General features: G+C 33.9%; 23 protein-coding genes. 3 read left to right on the top strand and 20 right to left on the bottom strand.

Translation table 11 applies throughout. From position 1 onward, the window contains the following. Nucleotides 1-111: 111 nt before the first annotated feature. From AC00Y6_RS05535 to AC00Y6_RS05505, 7 genes are all read right to left on the bottom strand, one after another. Nucleotides 112-954, bottom strand: coding sequence for a PRTRC system ThiF family protein (locus AC00Y6_RS05535; RefSeq protein ID WP_474489621.1), 843 nt, complete (start codon nt 952-954; stop codon nt 112-114). Beyond that, nucleotides 954-1,673: a PRTRC system protein B gene (locus AC00Y6_RS05530; protein ID WP_474489620.1), complete on the bottom strand. Its 720-nt coding sequence runs from the start codon at nt 1,671-1,673 to the stop codon at nt 954-956. Before AC00Y6_RS05530 ends, AC00Y6_RS05535 begins: the two co-directional genes overlap by 1 nt. A 9-nt stretch (nt 1,674-1,682) precedes the next feature. Then, on the bottom strand, nt 1,683-2,834 hold the full coding sequence (locus AC00Y6_RS05525) for a hypothetical protein (protein WP_474489619.1): 1,152 nt from the start codon (nt 2,832-2,834) through the stop codon (nt 1,683-1,685). Nucleotides 2,835-2,947: 113 nt separating this feature from the next. Continuing rightward, complete coding sequence (locus AC00Y6_RS05520) at nt 2,948-3,166, bottom strand: PRTRC system protein C (protein WP_474489618.1); 219 nt, start codon at nt 3,164-3,166, stop codon at nt 2,948-2,950. Nucleotides 3,167-3,174: 8 nt separating this feature from the next. After that, entirely contained in the window at nt 3,175-3,720 is a 546-nt protein-coding gene (locus AC00Y6_RS05515) for a PRTRC system protein E (RefSeq protein ID WP_474489617.1), read from the bottom strand. Between the two features lie 41 nt (nt 3,721-3,761). Beyond that, nucleotides 3,762-4,112: a molybdenum ABC transporter ATP-binding protein gene (locus AC00Y6_RS05510; protein ID WP_474489616.1), complete on the bottom strand. Its 351-nt coding sequence runs from the start codon at nt 4,110-4,112 to the stop codon at nt 3,762-3,764. Between the two features lie 12 nt (nt 4,113-4,124). Beyond that, entirely contained in the window at nt 4,125-4,517 is a 393-nt protein-coding gene (locus tag AC00Y6_RS05505) for a single-stranded DNA-binding protein (RefSeq protein WP_474489615.1), read from the bottom strand. A gap of 676 nt (nt 4,518-5,193) precedes the next feature. Between AC00Y6_RS05505 and AC00Y6_RS05500 the strand changes: the two genes are divergently transcribed. Both AC00Y6_RS05500 and AC00Y6_RS05495 read left to right on the top strand, forming a co-directional pair. Further along, nucleotides 5,194-5,481 (top strand): DUF6922 domain-containing protein, encoded by a 288-nt coding sequence (locus AC00Y6_RS05500; protein WP_474489614.1) that lies wholly within the window; start codon nt 5,194-5,196, stop codon nt 5,479-5,481. Beyond that, entirely contained in the window at nt 5,478-6,245 is a 768-nt protein-coding gene (locus AC00Y6_RS05495; RefSeq protein WP_474489613.1) for a nucleotidyl transferase AbiEii/AbiGii toxin family protein, read from the top strand. Before AC00Y6_RS05500 ends, AC00Y6_RS05495 begins: the two co-directional genes overlap by 4 nt. Here AC00Y6_RS05495 and AC00Y6_RS05490 read toward each other — a convergent pair whose 3' ends face one another. The 7 genes from AC00Y6_RS05490 to AC00Y6_RS05460 all read right to left on the bottom strand — a co-directional run bounded on the left by AC00Y6_RS05490 (nt 6,246) and on the right by AC00Y6_RS05460 (nt 11,169). Beyond that, nucleotides 6,246-7,106: a toprim domain-containing protein gene (locus AC00Y6_RS05490; RefSeq protein WP_474489612.1), complete on the bottom strand. Its 861-nt coding sequence runs from the start codon at nt 7,104-7,106 to the stop codon at nt 6,246-6,248. Nucleotides 7,107-7,526: 420 nt separating this feature from the next. Beyond that, a complete protein-coding gene (locus AC00Y6_RS05485) occupies nt 7,527-8,684 on the bottom strand; it encodes a hypothetical protein (protein ID WP_474489611.1) in 1,158 nt (385 codons plus the stop codon). A 40-nt stretch (nt 8,685-8,724) separates the two neighbouring features. Continuing rightward, nucleotides 8,725-8,883, bottom strand: a complete 159-nt coding sequence (locus tag AC00Y6_RS05480) for a hypothetical protein (protein WP_474489610.1) — start codon at nt 8,881-8,883, stop codon at nt 8,725-8,727. A 10-nt stretch (nt 8,884-8,893) separates the two neighbouring features. Next, on the bottom strand, nt 8,894-9,610 hold the full coding sequence (locus tag AC00Y6_RS05475; RefSeq protein ID WP_474489609.1) for a hypothetical protein: 717 nt from the start codon (nt 9,608-9,610) through the stop codon (nt 8,894-8,896). 2 nt (nt 9,611-9,612) lie between these two features. Then, entirely contained in the window at nt 9,613-9,861 is a 249-nt protein-coding gene (locus AC00Y6_RS05470) for a DUF3853 family protein (protein WP_421772821.1), read from the bottom strand. Nucleotides 9,862-9,883: 22 nt separating this feature from the next. After that, on the bottom strand, nt 9,884-10,168 hold the full coding sequence (locus AC00Y6_RS05465) for a helix-turn-helix domain-containing protein (RefSeq protein ID WP_209390961.1): 285 nt from the start codon (nt 10,166-10,168) through the stop codon (nt 9,884-9,886). A 92-nt stretch (nt 10,169-10,260) separates the two neighbouring features. Further along, a complete protein-coding gene (locus tag AC00Y6_RS05460; protein WP_474489608.1) occupies nt 10,261-11,169 on the bottom strand; it encodes a hypothetical protein in 909 nt (302 codons plus the stop codon). Nucleotides 11,170-11,627: 458 nt separating this feature from the next. Here AC00Y6_RS05460 and AC00Y6_RS05455 point away from each other — a divergent pair, with 458 nt between their 5' ends. Continuing rightward, nucleotides 11,628-11,885 carry a hypothetical protein gene (locus AC00Y6_RS05455; RefSeq protein ID WP_474489607.1) on the top strand — a complete coding sequence of 86 codons (258 nt, stop codon included), beginning with the start codon at nt 11,628-11,630 and terminating at the stop codon, nt 11,883-11,885. A 247-nt stretch (nt 11,886-12,132) separates the two neighbouring features. Here AC00Y6_RS05455 and AC00Y6_RS05450 read toward each other — a convergent pair whose 3' ends face one another. From AC00Y6_RS05450 to AC00Y6_RS05425, 6 genes are all read right to left on the bottom strand, one after another. Further along, complete coding sequence (locus AC00Y6_RS05450; RefSeq protein ID WP_474489606.1) at nt 12,133-12,885, bottom strand: hypothetical protein; 753 nt, start codon at nt 12,883-12,885, stop codon at nt 12,133-12,135. Nucleotides 12,886-13,044: 159 nt separating this feature from the next. Further along, entirely contained in the window at nt 13,045-13,371 is a 327-nt protein-coding gene (locus AC00Y6_RS05445; RefSeq protein WP_474489605.1) for a helix-turn-helix domain-containing protein, read from the bottom strand. A 171-nt stretch (nt 13,372-13,542) separates the two neighbouring features. Then, nucleotides 13,543-13,962 carry a transposase gene (locus AC00Y6_RS05440; RefSeq protein ID WP_474489604.1) on the bottom strand — a complete coding sequence of 140 codons (420 nt, stop codon included), beginning with the start codon at nt 13,960-13,962 and terminating at the stop codon, nt 13,543-13,545. Nucleotides 13,963-13,987: 25 nt separating this feature from the next. Continuing rightward, complete coding sequence (locus tag AC00Y6_RS05435; RefSeq protein ID WP_474489603.1) at nt 13,988-14,857, bottom strand: hypothetical protein; 870 nt, start codon at nt 14,855-14,857, stop codon at nt 13,988-13,990. A gap of 19 nt (nt 14,858-14,876) precedes the next feature. After that, the gene (locus AC00Y6_RS05430) at nt 14,877-15,701 is read right to left on the bottom strand and encodes a hypothetical protein (RefSeq protein WP_474489602.1); all 825 of its coding nucleotides are present in this window, start codon (nt 15,699-15,701) and stop codon (nt 14,877-14,879) included. A gap of 46 nt (nt 15,702-15,747) precedes the next feature. Beyond that, a complete protein-coding gene (locus AC00Y6_RS05425) occupies nt 15,748-16,590 on the bottom strand; it encodes a hypothetical protein (protein WP_474489601.1) in 843 nt (280 codons plus the stop codon). Nucleotides 16,591-16,612 lie beyond the last annotated feature (22 nt).

Below are 16,612 nucleotides of genomic sequence, written 5' to 3'. Positions count from 1 at the left end.
AGTTAGGCATTGTTTTAGAAATGGGGTTGTTCCTTTTTCTGCAAAAATGCGTTTCCGAGTAAAGGGAGGAATTGCATTTTTGCCGCCCGATTTTTCATTAGGCGGTAAAAATTACAATTTTATCGGTTGCGATTGAAAAATCTTTAGATTGAGAAAAAATCCTCTATTTTCTGTTAATCCATTTCGGAATAAGTTCCACAAAAGCGAATTTCCCATTTGTGCTAAAGTTGAATTGATAAACAAATCCTGCTTTTCGAGTGCTTCTGACAAACTGCAACTTGGCATTTCATCTTCCTGTTCGGAATGTATTAATAGTTCTCTAAATTCTTCAGTAATAAAAGGAAGATTTTCCACCTTTTCATATTTCTCCGAATTGGGTTGATTGATATTTCCAATCGTTGAAAGCAAAACCTGTCCCGAAAACCGACTATTCCCATAATCCATCCAATAAGATGGACGATTGGAATAGGAATTGCGATTATTCAGACTTTTCAAAATATCAGCAATCTCAAATCTTGATTTCACACTATCCACACAGGAAATATAAATACTTGCCGTTGCATTTTCGGGCAATTGGCTCAACCTTTTCCTTTCAAATTTTACGGTTTCGGCTTTCCAATTCGTTCCGAAAAATCGGTTTACACGATTAATCAATGCAACGGATTTATAAAATCCTAATTCACTTTCCGCAAAAAGTTGTCTGCCCAAATTAGCTTCCGTAATTATATCATCATCCCATAATCTTACGGATAATCCTGCATGATTAAGTTCCGTTAAAGCGTGATTCATTCTTGCCAATGCGGTTAGAACTTGCGAACCTGTTCCACCTGCTCCAATTAGATTTATAGAAATCGGATTGGTTGGATTGATTAATAAATTATCCGTGAAATGAACTTTAGTTCGTGGTTCGGCAGTTAGCAAAGTTTCTATTTCGATTTTAAATTCAGTATTCATCAGAGCAAATTTTTTAAAATTTTATTGGTGGTTTTCAATTCTTCTTTAGGGAATGTTTCATCAGTACTAATAAGGCTTTTCCAAAGAATTACACAATTTCCCTTTATCGGATTATGCTCGTTCATCAAATGACTGAAATAAGAATTGAAAAAATAGTGTTCCCATTTTTTCGTAAATTCCTCAACTGAAGCTGATTTTTTAATATTCACATCTACCGTTCCCATACATACTTTGCCATTTTCATAAACATTGAAAAAGGGAGCATGATATAATTTAGTTTTCTCAGTTGGTCTGCGATTATTAGAAAGGGCAAAAATGCTTAAACTTCGTTTGTTAGCGAACCAAAGCATTGGAGGGATTTCCGCAATTCCATTGGGTATTTCTAAATTTTCAACAAAATACAATTGTCGTTTCATTGCTTTAGTGTACCAAATTACACTACCATTTTCACTTGGTTTAATATGCAGAATATTGGGCGGCATAATCCCTTTTGGTTTTAGAAAATCTTGGCATTTTTCTTTTTTAGTGTTTAGGCTTAATGCTTTTACCAATATTTTAGATTCTCTTTCTGTCAATGGATGGGCGTTGATTGGATTTCCGTTTTTGTCCATATCGAAATACTCTACATAAGTATCTCTGTTTCTTTCATCGGTCTGATAAAAAACCAATGCTGATGTCGGGTGGTAAAGCGTTCCGAAATTTTGTGTAATATCGTTCATTTTTATGTATTAAAAATTGTTTAAAATGTAAATCAGTTCTTCAATCAAAGGAAAAATTCGGTTTTCAAAATCAAGGTTTTTGTTTGTGATATTGTTTCCGTCAAACCTTTTTATAATAGTTGGTTCTTCCATTATCGTACATTCTTGAAACTCGGCATTAACTGCTTCAAAAAGACTTTGAAATAGTTCGCCTTTTACATCTGAACAAAAAGAAACGTATTTGTTCATTGACAAAACATAATCTCTTTCGTATTCGTCTGCTTCTGAGTTGGGTTGGGAGTTGCGGTAAATCGTAGCATTTGGATATTGCTTGTAAAGAGAGAAAAATTTACTTGCCAACATAATACAATCATTGTCAAAACTATCTTTGGCTTTAAAGTTTTTCAAATGGTCATTAAATCGACTTAAATTATTATGGCTGTAAATTTTTTTTTCTATAATGTCACCAATTTGTTCCGCTTGTTTTATTTCCGATAAATACGTTGGTTTTAGTTCATTTTGGTCATCGGAAATAAGCCATTCTGCAACCATTTCGTACATCCAAAACAGGTAGCTGTCCTGTTTTCGATAATAAGGAACTTCTGCAATATGATACAAATACGAGCAGAGGGATTGGAGAAGCTGTGCGGATTTTTTCCGCTTTGGATTTTTGGATAATCGGTACAACGGAAGTATTGGGATGTAATACAACGTTTGTCCTGTATTGTAGCGTTCTTCACTTGTAAAATAGGTTTTATTTTCATCTTGTATTAGTCGGATTTCTTCCCAATCCTGTACTTTGTTTTTCAGTTGATTTTGTACATCTTTCAAAGTCAGTGCAAGATTGTAAGGAAATGTAAAATCCCGCGTCGGTTTACGATTAATTCCGTAATGATTTGCCAATTGGGAAAGGGACTGATAAAAATCCCTTTCCGTTTTAGCAGTGTTTTTACAATACTGTAAATTTTCCGATTCTTTCAGCTTTGGAAGAAAAGTACATTTCAGAAAACCATTGGAATCATTGCTATTGGAACGGATTGACGTTTGTCTTTCCGTATCTCGTTCGCGTCTTTCGGCTGTTTCATCCATTCGTTGAACCCGCCTAATTGTCTGTGTAGTAACCTTTGTTTTTGTTCCTTTGGAAATAGGATTTTTCCCGATATGATTTTTCGTTGCATTCATTTTTATTTTGGTTGATGGTTGATGGTTGATTGTTGTCAGTTGTTGGCTGAAAAAATTGATGCTTTAGAATTGATAAAATTCAATCAGCTATCAACCAACAACAGTCAGTCATTTTATCCTTTCGTTCCCATTACGCTTTCAAACTTGTACTGTATTGTATCTTCTCGAATTTGAGGTGTGGAAACTTTGGCGGTAGTTAAAATCGGGTAGGTGTTGGCGTAAAAATTCATTACCGTTTCTACGCTCCATTTCGGTTCGGGGTCGGTTAGTTTTATTTCTTGATTGTTGTCTTGCAAGATAAAAACTCGTTCTAATTTGGTAGCTAATAACATTCTTTGGATTAATAAGATTCAATATTTTCATTGGTTGGTTCGGTAAAAAGACTTGGAGCAAAATGCCTTTCGTATTCGTCCTGCTTTTTACGGATTTGTTCTACAAAATCGGGATGTTCCGAAACTTTTGGCAAAGCCGACCACGCATCTTTGTATTTCCCCTCTTTTTCGAGTTCCTCCGCTTTTTGAAAGGCTTTTCTGTACTTTTTGTCTTTGGCTTCCTTTTCTTTTTTCTCCTTATCGGATTTTTCCTTTTCCATTGCAGATTTATTTTTGGCTTCTTCGAGTTGTTTCATAAAAGATTCCATATCCACCATTAAACCCGATGCCGTTTGTAATGGTGTGGAGATACTTTCAAAAAATCCATTGTCCAATTCTTCGGCTGTTCCTCGAAGATTCAGCGGTGGAATGGTTTTCCTTGCTTCGTCTCCACATTGCTCATTATTGAGCAAAACGGAAAGTACAAAACTGTTGTCTTGGGTTGGTCTTAAAATTATCTGCAAATCGCCTATAAGATTCATTTTGGCGAGTTGTCTGAAAAAATTGGTTTGCATTGTGCTAATAATTTAGTGTTATTGATTTGTTTGCTGATTTGTTAGTTTCGGATTTCTGTTATTTGTTCAATTCTGCCATAAACAATTCTTTTAAGACTTGTTATATCGGGTGAATTGTATTCGTACCAATTGCCGTACTGCTTGACTAAAAATGTTTTAAGGACATCTTCAAATCCAAATCGGTATCCACCTACAGGAATTGCTTTTTTGAAGTATGCATTTCTGTTCACCGCTTCTGCAAGCCAATTCTTTTCAATTCGGTTCATCTTTTCTCCTTTGTTAAGTTTTTCCCGCAGTTGATAAGCTTTTGAAAATTGTAAAGTTTTCAATTCGGGAACATCATGATGTACAAATTTTGTAGCTATCCAATTATTACTATTAGTGGTTTTCATAATTCTGAATAATTAGAATGGTAAATCATCTTCTGTTTCATCTGAAAAAGGATTATTGTTTTTCTGTAGTGGTTCATTTTCTACTGTTACCCTTTTTCCTCCTGCGTGAAGTTTAATGTTGGAAGTATGGAAATTCAATCCCGAACGGATTTCTCCATCTTTTCCAATCCATGCACTACTGCTTATTCTACCCGAAAGTTCTACCAACGTTCCCGTTGTAAGAAACTCAGCTATTTTGGAATTTATCCAATAGGAACAATTGTAATACGTGGTTTGTTCTCTGCGTTCTCCTTGTTTGGTGTTGTAGTTGTCGTTGATGGCTACTGAAAAATTAACAACTTGTTTGTCGTTTTTCAAAGTATTGATTTCTGCGTTTTTGGTTACTCTACCGATAATTGTATTCATACTGTACATTTTTAATGGTTAATGATTGTTTGCTAATTTTTAAACTGTGGTTAGTTTGTGATTTGTGATGATTTAGAATTTTTCGAGTGAATTGATTTGGTATCGAGGACACTCGGCTTTTTTTTTTACTTTTTTCCGAATTGGAAAAGCAGTATTTTTTTGTTGAATTTTCTTTTGGTTTTTCCGTTGATGTCAAAGAACGTCTTGAGTTGAATTGATTCGTATAACTGAGGTTCCGGCTTTTTCTTTGCCGATGATTATAGGACAGTATCAGGCACACAAAACCTGATTCAGGTCCGCTTGGTGAAAACAGAATCCGAATTGGGCTTGAAATCTTTTTGTCCGAAGGATTTAGGAGTGTCTGGAAAAATTGTTGGAGCAAAGTGGAAAGAATTTTTGTAGAAACCCAAAAAGATTTTTTTGAGTGATTGATGCTGCCCTACATTTGCAACAGTAAAAAGCACTAACCGCAGTTAGGGGCTATTCAACAACGTTTTCATCAATGAAAAAACAAATGGAAATCCATTGAGAAATTGGTCTTTTTTAAGTGGTTTTAAAATTGTTTGAATATTTTCAAAATCCAATATTCCTTTTATTCCATAAAATCATATTGGTATACTTTATGAATACTTTTCAAGTATGAAGAAGAATCACAAATTTTGATTAAATTTGTATTGTGAAACAGAACGTTAACATATCGGCAATTTTTCCCAAATACCTTTTTTGGGATATGGATTATCATAAACTTCATTCTGAAAAGGATAAGGATATAATTATTCCAAGGGCGATGTATGCAACTACTGCAGATTCATTTGAAGATGATATCCAAAAATTGGAACGTATTTATTCTGAAAAAGACATCCTCAATTATCTTAAAAATACAAAAGAAATCATCAGTAACGAAGTCTGTGCTTTGGTTTCCAAAAGATACAATACCACATCATTTTCTCGGTTTAGAATATGAGCGCTGTAGAAATCAGTTTAAGAAAAACCATTCTCGAATTACAAAATCTATCATCTGTAGCTCATTTTTCTTTGGGTGGTGGAACTAATTTGGCATTACGTTACGGACATCGGATTTCTGTTGATATTGATTTTATTTCTCCTGATATTGTCGGGAAACTCGGATTTGAAAAAATTATTGCTGAAGTTCAGAACCATTACGGAAAAGGAGATGTAAAAGCCATTCTCATCAACGAAGATTTAGGAGATCAATTTATGTTTCTCAGGATGTTTTTGACTGTAAATGAAGAAATAATAAAAGTCGAGTTTCTTCAGAATATGAAATGTCTGTTTGAACCCGAAATTATTGATGATTTCAGGCTCATTCACAAAAACGACATCGGACTCTTCAAGTTGATGAGTGCGACCAATCGTTTTGCAAAAAAAGACATTTACGATTTGGACTTTATTACCGATGAAATTCCGTTAATCACTTTATTCAGACAACTTTCAGAGAAACGAAATACATTTCATCTACCGGAACATCAATCTTTATTTGATTTGGATATTGAAAAAGATGTTTTGGAATATCCGGAACTGCTTTTAGAATTTGATGAGCCGAAAAAATCCAGATCGGGTAGACCATCACATTCACATGATAGAATTGATATTGTAGAAGCAGGCAAAACATGGACAGAAGCAAGGTTGAGTTGGCGGATGAAAGTCAGGAGATTATTTTCAGATTTAGGAAAAGACTTTCCAAAACCCGAAGGAAAAACGATTTGATTATGGCGAAAATGTATTCGTTTCCTTTTCACAAAACCACTCATTCAAATCCTTGAAATTGTGATAAATCAAAGAACAATCTTCCACGTTTTTGTATTGATTTTGAATTTTTGCTTTAACTGATTTTCCGTTAGCATCGTTATCTAAAAACAATGAAATCTTATTGAATTTCTTTAACTTTTCTTCGGCTTTGAAAAGCATTGATGTTGAATTAAGAATTAAAAAATCGGAAGTTGAGTGATTTGATTTTTCTAAATTCCGAAAAGTCAGATAATCAAAAAAACCTTCGAAAATAACAATTTCATTGTTGGGATTTTGTTCGATTTGAAAGAAGGTAATGTCCTTTTTACCCAAACAGATTTTAGAATATGCATTGCGAATTTCAAAACCACCGGAATTATTCTGAAAGGCGATTCCGAAATACTTTTTCCCGTTCAGTTCGTAATGAATTTCCTTAACCAAATGCTTTTGCTCAAGGACTTTTCGGGATTTTAAATATTGAATTAAAGCAAAATGCGTGATTTCCTTAATTTCAAGAATTTTGTAATCAATTTGTGTTTTGACCACTCCAATTAAAAATTCATTTTGAACTGAAAAATTGAATATTGAAAGGAATTTCAATGCTTCCGAAACGGAACATTTTTTCATTTGCTGAACAATCGAAATTACGTCGTAATTTTTTCCCGTTCCAAAATCAAAGGCTTTATTTTTCGTAAAATCAACAGACAAACTCGGGATTTTTTCTTCTCTGTCCAATGCAAAATAAAAAGCTGTTTTTCGGTTTTCTTTGACCGGAAAAAGTCCAAAAGATTCCAAAACGGTTCTGATTCCGACTTTTTGTTTAATTTTTTCGCAATTCATATTTTTTTCTTTTTTAATGCAATTACTTTATCCACAATTTCCTTTTAAATAAAAAAAGATTTTTTAATTACTTTTAATATTCTTTTAATGAATCGTGTCATCACCTTATGGAAAAGGATTTGAACGGCTTTTTTGGTGAGCACAAATCCGAATTCAGGGTGAGTTCAATTCCGAAAGTAGAGTGAGTGCAAATCCGAAATACGAACTGTTTTTTGGTGAGTGCAATTCCGAATTGATTTTTCCAAATTCTAATTATTCTCTGCTTTATCCACAAAAAGCAGTGTTTGTTCACGTTTTTATTGACTTTTAAAATTTGGAGTGAGCACAAATCCGAAATCTCAATAAAAAACTCTCATATTTTGGCATTTTTTTAACATTAGTGAGTGCAAATCCGAATTTCTGGTGAGTGTAAATCCGAATTCAAATAATAATTGGAAATCCATTGGGTAATAATTCTCCCATTTTTGTTTCCTTGTATAATTTTATGATGAGTTCCTGAATTTCATTCAGAAATAGTTTCCCTTGAAATTCTGTTGACTTTATTTTCTTTAGTCTGCTTATTCTAACAAATTCTTTGAAGGCTTTTTCGATCAGTTCTCTTGTTTGCGGAATATTTCGGTATTGATGGAAAAACTGTAGCATCTCAGTTTCCATTAACCCATACCTCATTCGGAAGTAATTTAATCTTCGTGTAACGTTCACTATTTCTCCTGAGTTTTCAGATAAATGGCTATTCAAAATCATTTTGGTTTGGCAGGGGATAATGAAAATAGTGCCTTTTTTGTAGGTATAGTTAAAGGAAATCGTATTGAATTTATTTAAATTGATTCTTGCAGGTTTTAAAAATTTGAAACAAAAATCTTTGGTGGTTTTGTATTTAAGTCCAAACTTTTTATTTAGCGTGGAAAGTTTTAAAACTGTTCCATTTTCAGGAAGTTTTGAAAGCCAAATCGCAAAAATAATGTGCTTGTTATTCTTGATATTATAGACCAAATTATACAAAACATAATTGTATTCCGGAATGACCAAAAGTTTTTTCAGCCAATAACTACTGATTAGAAAACTGGTAAAACCTCTTTTATCGTAACTGGGAGTAGAAATCAGTCCGCCGAAAGTTTTGATTTCTTTTCCTTTGGAATTGACAGATTTATACCAACCCATTTTGAATTTTGTCAGAAATTCATAGGCATCAATCACTTGTTTTGTTGATCCGCTCGGCGATATTTTGTTGTTTCTGATTTTTATGGAAGCGAATATGTTATTTTCAGTTTCAAATTCTTCATCGAAAAGGGAGAGTTGTTTCGGACGATCTTGTGGACGGAACTGCTCATTGCCGATAATGGAAATAATATTAAAAATCACACGAAGGGCATTAATGGGAATGTCCGCTGCTTCATTTTCATCAAAAATAAAATCATCCACAAAATGGTTTCCGATACGGATTTTATCAGGATTATTCTCGCTTTTACTTTCGAATCCTTTTCGGATAAATCGTAAATTCTTTTCGTGTACAGGCATAATCTGCTTCAAATTTATTGTTTCAAAGGAAAACTTTTTATAGTAGTATGATTTTCTCACTTTTCAGTGTTTTTGGGCCATCAATGAGATTGTAATATTTTTAAATATTAATTCCATCCGCTTTGAAAACTCTTTTTTCCACTTTTCCGAAATTTGAAATCCGTACTTTCTGAATACCTTTATACTCAGCGAGCATCCCATTGATGCTTACTTTTTGTCCTAGTTTTAAGTCTGATATTTTGATTGTTGAATTTTTCACTTTTTTTGGTTTATTGATTCTTACTTTTGGGTTCAGGTCGTTTTATGTTGGGAATATCTTGTAATGAAAAACTACTGTTTTCTTTAGGATTTAAAAGATAGGGTAGAGTGCTCTTCAATGTAGATTTCCAATTGGTAATAGGAAGTTTAGACGAATTTTTCCATCCATTGATTTTCCATATTTTGTACTTTTCCTCGATACTAAAATCCAATTGAGAGGTATAGTTTTCTAAGGTTTGTGCATATTCGATAAATTCTTTCCAGGAAGGTTGGTTTGATTTGAAATGTTTTGGTTTGTTATTATGTACTTTTTCATCTTTCAGGACACTTGTTTTGGAATTATTTTGAATTGGCAAACTGTCCGATTGGGAATTTTCAATTTTCTCTAATATTGGAGCATGGAATTCATTATTGCTTTTTATTTTTTGTTTTTCCGGATCTTTACATTCAAAAGAGTAATTCAACAAAATCCTGTAAGAACAGGGGAGTCCGATTCTGTTTTCAAACTGAATTAATCCTAAATTCCGAAGTTTTTCCTTTGTAGGTTTTACCGTTTTCCTTGTTATTCCTAAAGCATTACTCATTGCGACATCTGAAACAATAATATGGTATCCATTGGTATCATGTCCTAGTTTCAAAAGATAGAGATACATCGCAATGGTTGTAGTATTCAGTTGTGCTTTTTGGTTAAAATTCCAAAACCTTTGTATGAGCTCCAGATAATACATCTTTACTTTTTGGCAAATAGTTCTAATGCACGCTTCTTATCAATGATGATGATATTTCCTTTCTGAATAATGGCTTCGTTTAAAATCCCTGAAGATTTAACTTCAGATGCTTTTGAAACCGAACATCCCAGTATTTTTGCCAATCCTTTCAGCCCATATTCGTATTTGTTTTCCAAGTTCAGTTTTTTGGAAACTTCCAGAAATTCTTCAACAGTCAGTTTCCAAAGTGGTGTTTGCGGATCGATATCCATAATGATATTGGTTTTTGTTGAATTACCATTTTTTTGAAAAGGATTTATTGTAGTATTCATCCATCGTTTTTTCGACGTCTGAAAGCTTGTAATAGATTTTGTTTCCAACCTGTGAAAATGATATTTTGCCTTCATCACGCCAAGTTTGAGCTGTTCTACGGGAAATTTTCAGCATTTTAATAAATTCCTCGTTGTCCAAAAACACCTCCTGCTTCGGAAGGCTTTTCATGTTCACTTTGTGGTAAATTTGGTCGATTTTTGAAAGTAAAGCATCGAATTGCTCTTTTGAAAAAATGATTGCTTCCATAACTTGTTTTTTATTTAATGATTATGGAGCAAAATTGAGCAAAAGGAAAAAGTCCCGAAGTCCCGAAACGGTCACAACAGGACTAAGTTTTTTTAGATTAATTTTTCAATATCTACACGCTTGTGAGACTTGGGTCTTTTATCATATTTTGACGGACGCAAAATCGTTTCTACAGTTGCCTGGCTGATTTCGTACCCATCTTTATCCACAAAATTATTACAAATTAATGCTACAAAGTCTGAGGAATTAGCATCTAAAAATGGCTTACCTTCGATAAAAAGCTCTCTATTGAGTTGAAAAAATACATCGACAAGCTGATTGAGATTACTGTTGACTCTAATTTTATTTCCTAAAACTTTTTTTCTTTGATGACTGGTACTATTCTTAGTAATCTGCTCTTCTAGTTTTTTAACTTCAATCAGCCTTGCAATTTCATTATTGCATTGTTCATCAAATGAAGGAAGATTTTTGTTCACGAAATCAATGACAGACTGCTGATAATCGTATTTTTGATGAGTAAGATAAACGATCTTTTCTTCAAAAATTTTTATACTGTTAAGTTTTTCCTTAACATCTCTGAAACTAAAGAACCGGTCTTCACTTTCTGCATTAATGTGCGTTTTATTTAATCTCAACGTGCTTTTGTGAGTGTCCTCATATCTGAGTTTGAATCGTTTCAACTCAATACAGGTTTGAAATTTTATGAGCCGGCTTTCGTTTTTGTCTTTTAAGAAAAGATTTTCATTCACTGAGATCAGCTTTTCAAATTTGTTCAGCCACTGCATCGGATTATCAGCAATAGCACAATGATGTTTGAGAAAATTCGGGATATGTGAATACCTGAGTTGAAAAATTTTGTTCATAAGATTCTGGCAGTACGATGTCAAATTTTCTTCTTGAGTTTTTTCTACATCAAACAATGCGTCGAAGTTTTCTGTAATTTTTACAGAGGTGAATTCCGAAAAAGGTACTGTTTCTGTAAGTGCGTAGTTTTGATTCATAAATGTATTTTTTAAAGCATATAAATTGCGATTTTAACATTTTTTAAATCTGATATATTTTTGTTTTTTCTTTTCAGGAGGGGAATCCTTATAAAATATGGTTCACAAATACCAAAACTAAGACAAGTACTTCAATAAATACTTAATTTGAATGCTTTCTAATTCGCTACTTTTCTTTTATATGAAGTACATTTAGAAAATAAAAGTAGGGAAGTGGGTAAAAATCAATTTCTATTTTTGAAAGGGATATCGATCAATATCGGATTAGCCGTCTAAAATTTCGAATAAGAACTCATTAAAAAAAGCTGGACAAAAGCCAGCTTAGAAGAATTTCCTGTTTATCAGGTATAAAAGATTTAATCTAAAAACAAAATCACCCAAATCGCTTTATTTATCGATATTTTCTAATTTGTTATACTTATGTTGTACTTTTTTAGATGTAAAAGTTATAAAGCACTATGAATAAAAGGGAAAATAGATGTACATTATATAATACAATGTTATATGCAGTGCTTTTTGTTCAGTTAGTTGTAAAATATGCAGGAGTAGTGGTGGGAAATTTATTCTTTTTTAGCGGTGGGCGAAAGATGGTAGGGAAAAGCTCTTTTGCAGTCTTTGGTTTTGCTGTGGGTGGAGCGGACTGCAAATGTGCTTTTCCCTATGCGTTGGACTTTTCTGTTTGTTTTGTAAGTAAGGATACAAGAAATATAAAATAGGATGGGAGTTTTATAAATGAGGACGTAAGTTTTAAGAATTAGGATAGAAGTTTTATACTTGCAGATGTGAGTTTTATAATGCAGATGTGAGTTTTATAATGCAGGAAGTGAGTTTTATAAATTAGGACGGAAGTTTTATGAATAAGGATAGGAATTTTACAAATACGGAAAAGAGTTTTATAAAAATGGAAAAGAGTTGCAATTTTTGGGATTGCAACTCTTTAGTTATTGGTTTATTATTTTAGAATTATGGTTTTGTGAATTTGATTCCGCTGATTTGTTTGTATTGTGGAGAGGTTGCTCCGAAAATTGCTTTTACATATTTTTTGACATCAGAAGCTATTTCTACTAAGCCTGTGCTTTCGGTGTATAGCACATTGTTTCTTGAAATTCTTGCATTGCTGTATGCTACTTCGGCATTGGTTACGTTGGTGTTTGCAGTTTGAAGATTTGCGTGAAATGTTGTGAGTGAAGCGGTTGTGAGGTCGGCTTCATTTGGGGTGTATGAAGGAATTGAGGAAACTAAGTCTATGAGTGCAGAGAAGTTTTCTGTGAGCATATCGTAGCTTTGGCGTGAAACGGAAATAGCCCCCTCCGGCTCCCCCAAAGGGGGAGTGCCTTCTCCAAGAGGAGGTGGTGGTGTAGTTTCTGTGGGCGTTCCCGCTCTTCTGCCTTGTAGTTTGTTGTTGATGGTTTTGGCATCTGCGATTGTTTGCTCTGTGGCATCTGTAACGGAGATGAAATTGAAAACTTTTGTTGCTAAAGATTTGAGGGGTTCAAATGCTAATTGGCGGTCGCCTGTAACGGTGTCGAATGTATTTTTTGCGGTGGTTACGTTGGTGAGTTCTGTTTGTGCAGAGGTGTATAATGTGTTGAGTGATGGTAATTGCAATGCTGTTTTGGACGGATTGTAGGTGGTTCCGTATGCAGTGCAATAAGCAATTAAGTCTGCAAAATTTGCGACATTTTTTGCGTGTCCTACTTCTGAGTGCGATTTCATAATATTTTGTTTTTTTATTGTGTATACTTTTGAAAAATACTGGCACGTGAGAGTCAGTACAACAAATGATGAGAAATAAATTTTTCAATAACTAACATTATTAATAATGAAAATGAGCGCTGCGCTGTCGTAGAAAAATTTATTTTTTTTGTATAGGTCCTATACTACGAATGTTTTTTTCCATTTGGCAACGGTATTTCTGCTAAGTCCGAAATGTCTTGCGAGTTTAATGTTGTTTAGTTTGTGTTTTTTCTGATAGTCAAGGATGCTTAAAATATCTGATTTGGAATAAGAGCGGTGTTTTTGGTTTTCTGCTTGGGTTTCTTTATCAGCAATACCAAATATTTTTTTGTTGAGTTCGATAATATCCAAAACCGAAAGATTTTCCTTTTCTAATAAAGGAAAACATTCTGCTTTTTTTTCGGGGTGTTTTTTGTGGAGAATATCCGCATAGATTGTTTTATAGTCGGGCTGATTATTTTTCATACGTACTTTTTGTGTATTGTTTTACAGCTTTATCTTCATCATCAAATTCGATGATGAGTTTTTTCTGCTTTCCCAACCAATATTTTTTCAAGATATAAACCCTTTTTTATCGGGGTAGAAGTTGAACTCATCACCCATTTTTTTTCAGTATTTCTTTTTTGGTCAATCCTATTAGTTGTACTTGCTTATCCATTTGTAAAGCGTTGTTTTGGGAATTTTATATTTTTCCATCACTTGTGTTTTCGTCATTTCTCCCGATGAAATTTGCTCCAAGATGAAATCTATAATTTCTTTTGTATAGATGTTTTTTCGGAATTGCGGAAGTGATGATTTTGTATGTTCCAATGTTGGCTCCTTGGCTGATTGTGGTGCATACAGGATCAAATGTTGTGAGTATATTCTAAAGAAATCATATTCTAATAATTTGCTCCATTTCAATAAAACATCAGTGGAAAGGTTTTCCTGAAGATACATTTGATTGATGTCTTCCTCATTGCATTTCATAAAATTACAGATGCGGGACATTTCTATCCCGCAGTCTGCAACCTCTTTTTCAATCATTTTTCCTATATGGATGTGTTTTAAATTCATTTACTTGTGTTTTCAGAATCACTTCTTAGTTTATAGGTAATGCATAAAAGAAATTTTCCCAGTTTGTTGCATTAAATCTATAGCTTGTAAGTGGCGGCGTTTGCTGGGTAGCAGTCAGTGTAACATCGTTATATAATGGTATGTTTTTTAAAAAAGTATAAAGTTTAACACCCGCAGGATTTGTTACATTTACAATTAGACTTCCTTGTATCATATTGAGACTGGTATTCCCTCTGTTTTTAACCATCCTACCTCCAAAAGCAGCTGCAGTACCTGCACCGGATTGATAACTAAAACCTGTTGTATCAATAGAGGTATTTGATGAACTTAAAAGTACAGGCAAATAATAGCTATAACCTAATGGATATGAAACAGGTAAATAGACTGATAGACCAAGATATACAGCGTATTTTCCAGGTTTTAGATCTATTGTTGCACCTATCAATTTATAAGGAACTGTTGCTACTGTTGCAGGATCATTATCAGAATAAACTGGTGCAGAACCAGAAAACCTCCCAATTACGATATCTCGTTTACTGATGTCCTTCCAAGTAGCAAGCCCATTTGCGTCTGTTTGCAAAACTCTACCAGTCTTTTCATTGCCATCTGACAATCTAAAACCGGCAGTATATGTAGGATTGACAACTGATGCATCTACTGATCTAATATCCAACTTAGTATCAGGATGTATTGTTCCTATTCCCATTTTTCCGTCAGGCATTACAATTACATCATTATTTTGTTCTGCAAAAGTAAAGGTACTTCCAGAAGTAGGATTGTTTTTGTCCGCATCAATGTGAAAAGTTCCTTGGGGATTACCTGTATTTACGCCCACTTGAGCCGAAAGTCCTCCACAAATTATAAAGGATAATATGAATAATATATTTTTTTTCATTGTAGTTAAATTTTAGATATTACTTGTTAACAGGAATTGCATAAAAATAATTTCCTTTCGCATTTGGATCAAGCGACCATTGAACACCAGATGTAGCACCACCATATCGCTTAACATTATCAAGGAGTAAATAAAGAGTGACAGATGGAGCCGTGACTGTTACGTTGACTGTACCAGCGAAAAAATTAGGAGAATTTGCCGTTTCATTCTTGATTAGAGCAGCTGCATAGCCAGCATTATAATTAGCATCTTGAGAAAACCCAATCTGTTGTCTCATAATTTTATCGGTAGACACAAGACCGTGTACCCAGGTTCCATCACCGATGTTTACGTTCATTGTGTTATTCAATTTAAGTCCCGTATTTACAATCCAATTGCCCGTAGTTAATTCAATTTTATAATTGGTATATCTATATTGACCACTATTTTCATCAGACGTAACAATTAAGCCAGGTGTTTCTATAGTTCCAACTACAGTACCTTTCGCTGTTCCCAAGACTGTCCATTTAGCATTTCCTTGATCGGTAGTTGAAGTAAGCATGGCACCAGCCGATTGAGAACCATCAATCAATTTGAATCCGGGTACAGGTAGTGCAGTAGTTCCGCCTGTCTGTATTTCTAATTTAGCAGTAGGGGTTATTGTTCCAAGTCCTACGTTACCGTTTTGTAGTACGGTAACATCATTTAGTTGTTGTGCTGGTGTATGTGCGGAACCAGTTTTAGGGTTATCTTTTCCTCCATCAATATTAAAAACACCTTGAGGGTTTGGAGTATCAATTCCGACTTGTGAAAATAAAGTTCCACAAAATAAAGATGAAATGAGTATAATTATATTTTTTTTCATTGTAGACATATTAAATTATTATGCTTATTTATAATGATTATTACTCTTAAGCGGGATTAATGGGAACTGCGTAAAAAATATTTTCCGCGTTGTTGGGTGTATATTGCCAAGATGCACCTGTTGCACCTGTAGGAGTTGCAATGTTTTCTATTAAAATATACAAATCTACACCACCTGGTCCTACATTAATTATTGAGCTTCCTTGTATATAGCTACCATTATTGTCATTAGCTGTACCCGAAATATAATTTGATCCTCGTACAATAACTCCACCAATGGAAAAATCAGGATTATTGGTGACACTCTCAACGGTAAACCCTGTTTGCGAAATTGCTGTTGGGCTGGAAGAAATATATCCATTAAGGTAATAACTACTTTTGTAATCAATTGTTCCTCCTGATGCTACATAATTAAACCTCATACCAACATTAACGTTCCATCTGCCTTCGGGGATATGCAACGTTTCCCCTGTGTTGATGAATGTGGCACCTGAATTATCTGACGAAATAGTAACTGAGGAAGATTGATTAGCAATTGGCGATATTGTAGATGTTGCCCCTAAATTCAGTAACTTCCAAGTTCCTACACCGTTTGCATCGCTAATCATTGTATGTCCTGCGGTCTGGTTGCCATCCACAATTTTTATATCTGGTTTTGGTGAAGTTGATGTACCTCCAGTAACAACGGTGAATTTAACATTAGGTGAAGTTGCCCCTAATCCGACATTTCCATTTGCGAGAACTACCACATCATTAAGTTGTTGTGCTGCAGTTGGTGTTAAAGAACCTGCATTGTCTTTCTGTCCATCAATATTGAAAATACCAATTGGTTTTTCGGTTTTTATTCCAACTTGGCTATATACTGATAATGAAATTGACAAAAGTGCCAACACTAGTATTTTTTGTTTCATT

This window comes from Epilithonimonas sp. (assembly GCF_056329745.1).
Note: the sequence above shows the minus strand (reverse complement) of the source record. Positions and strands in the feature narration are given on the sequence as shown.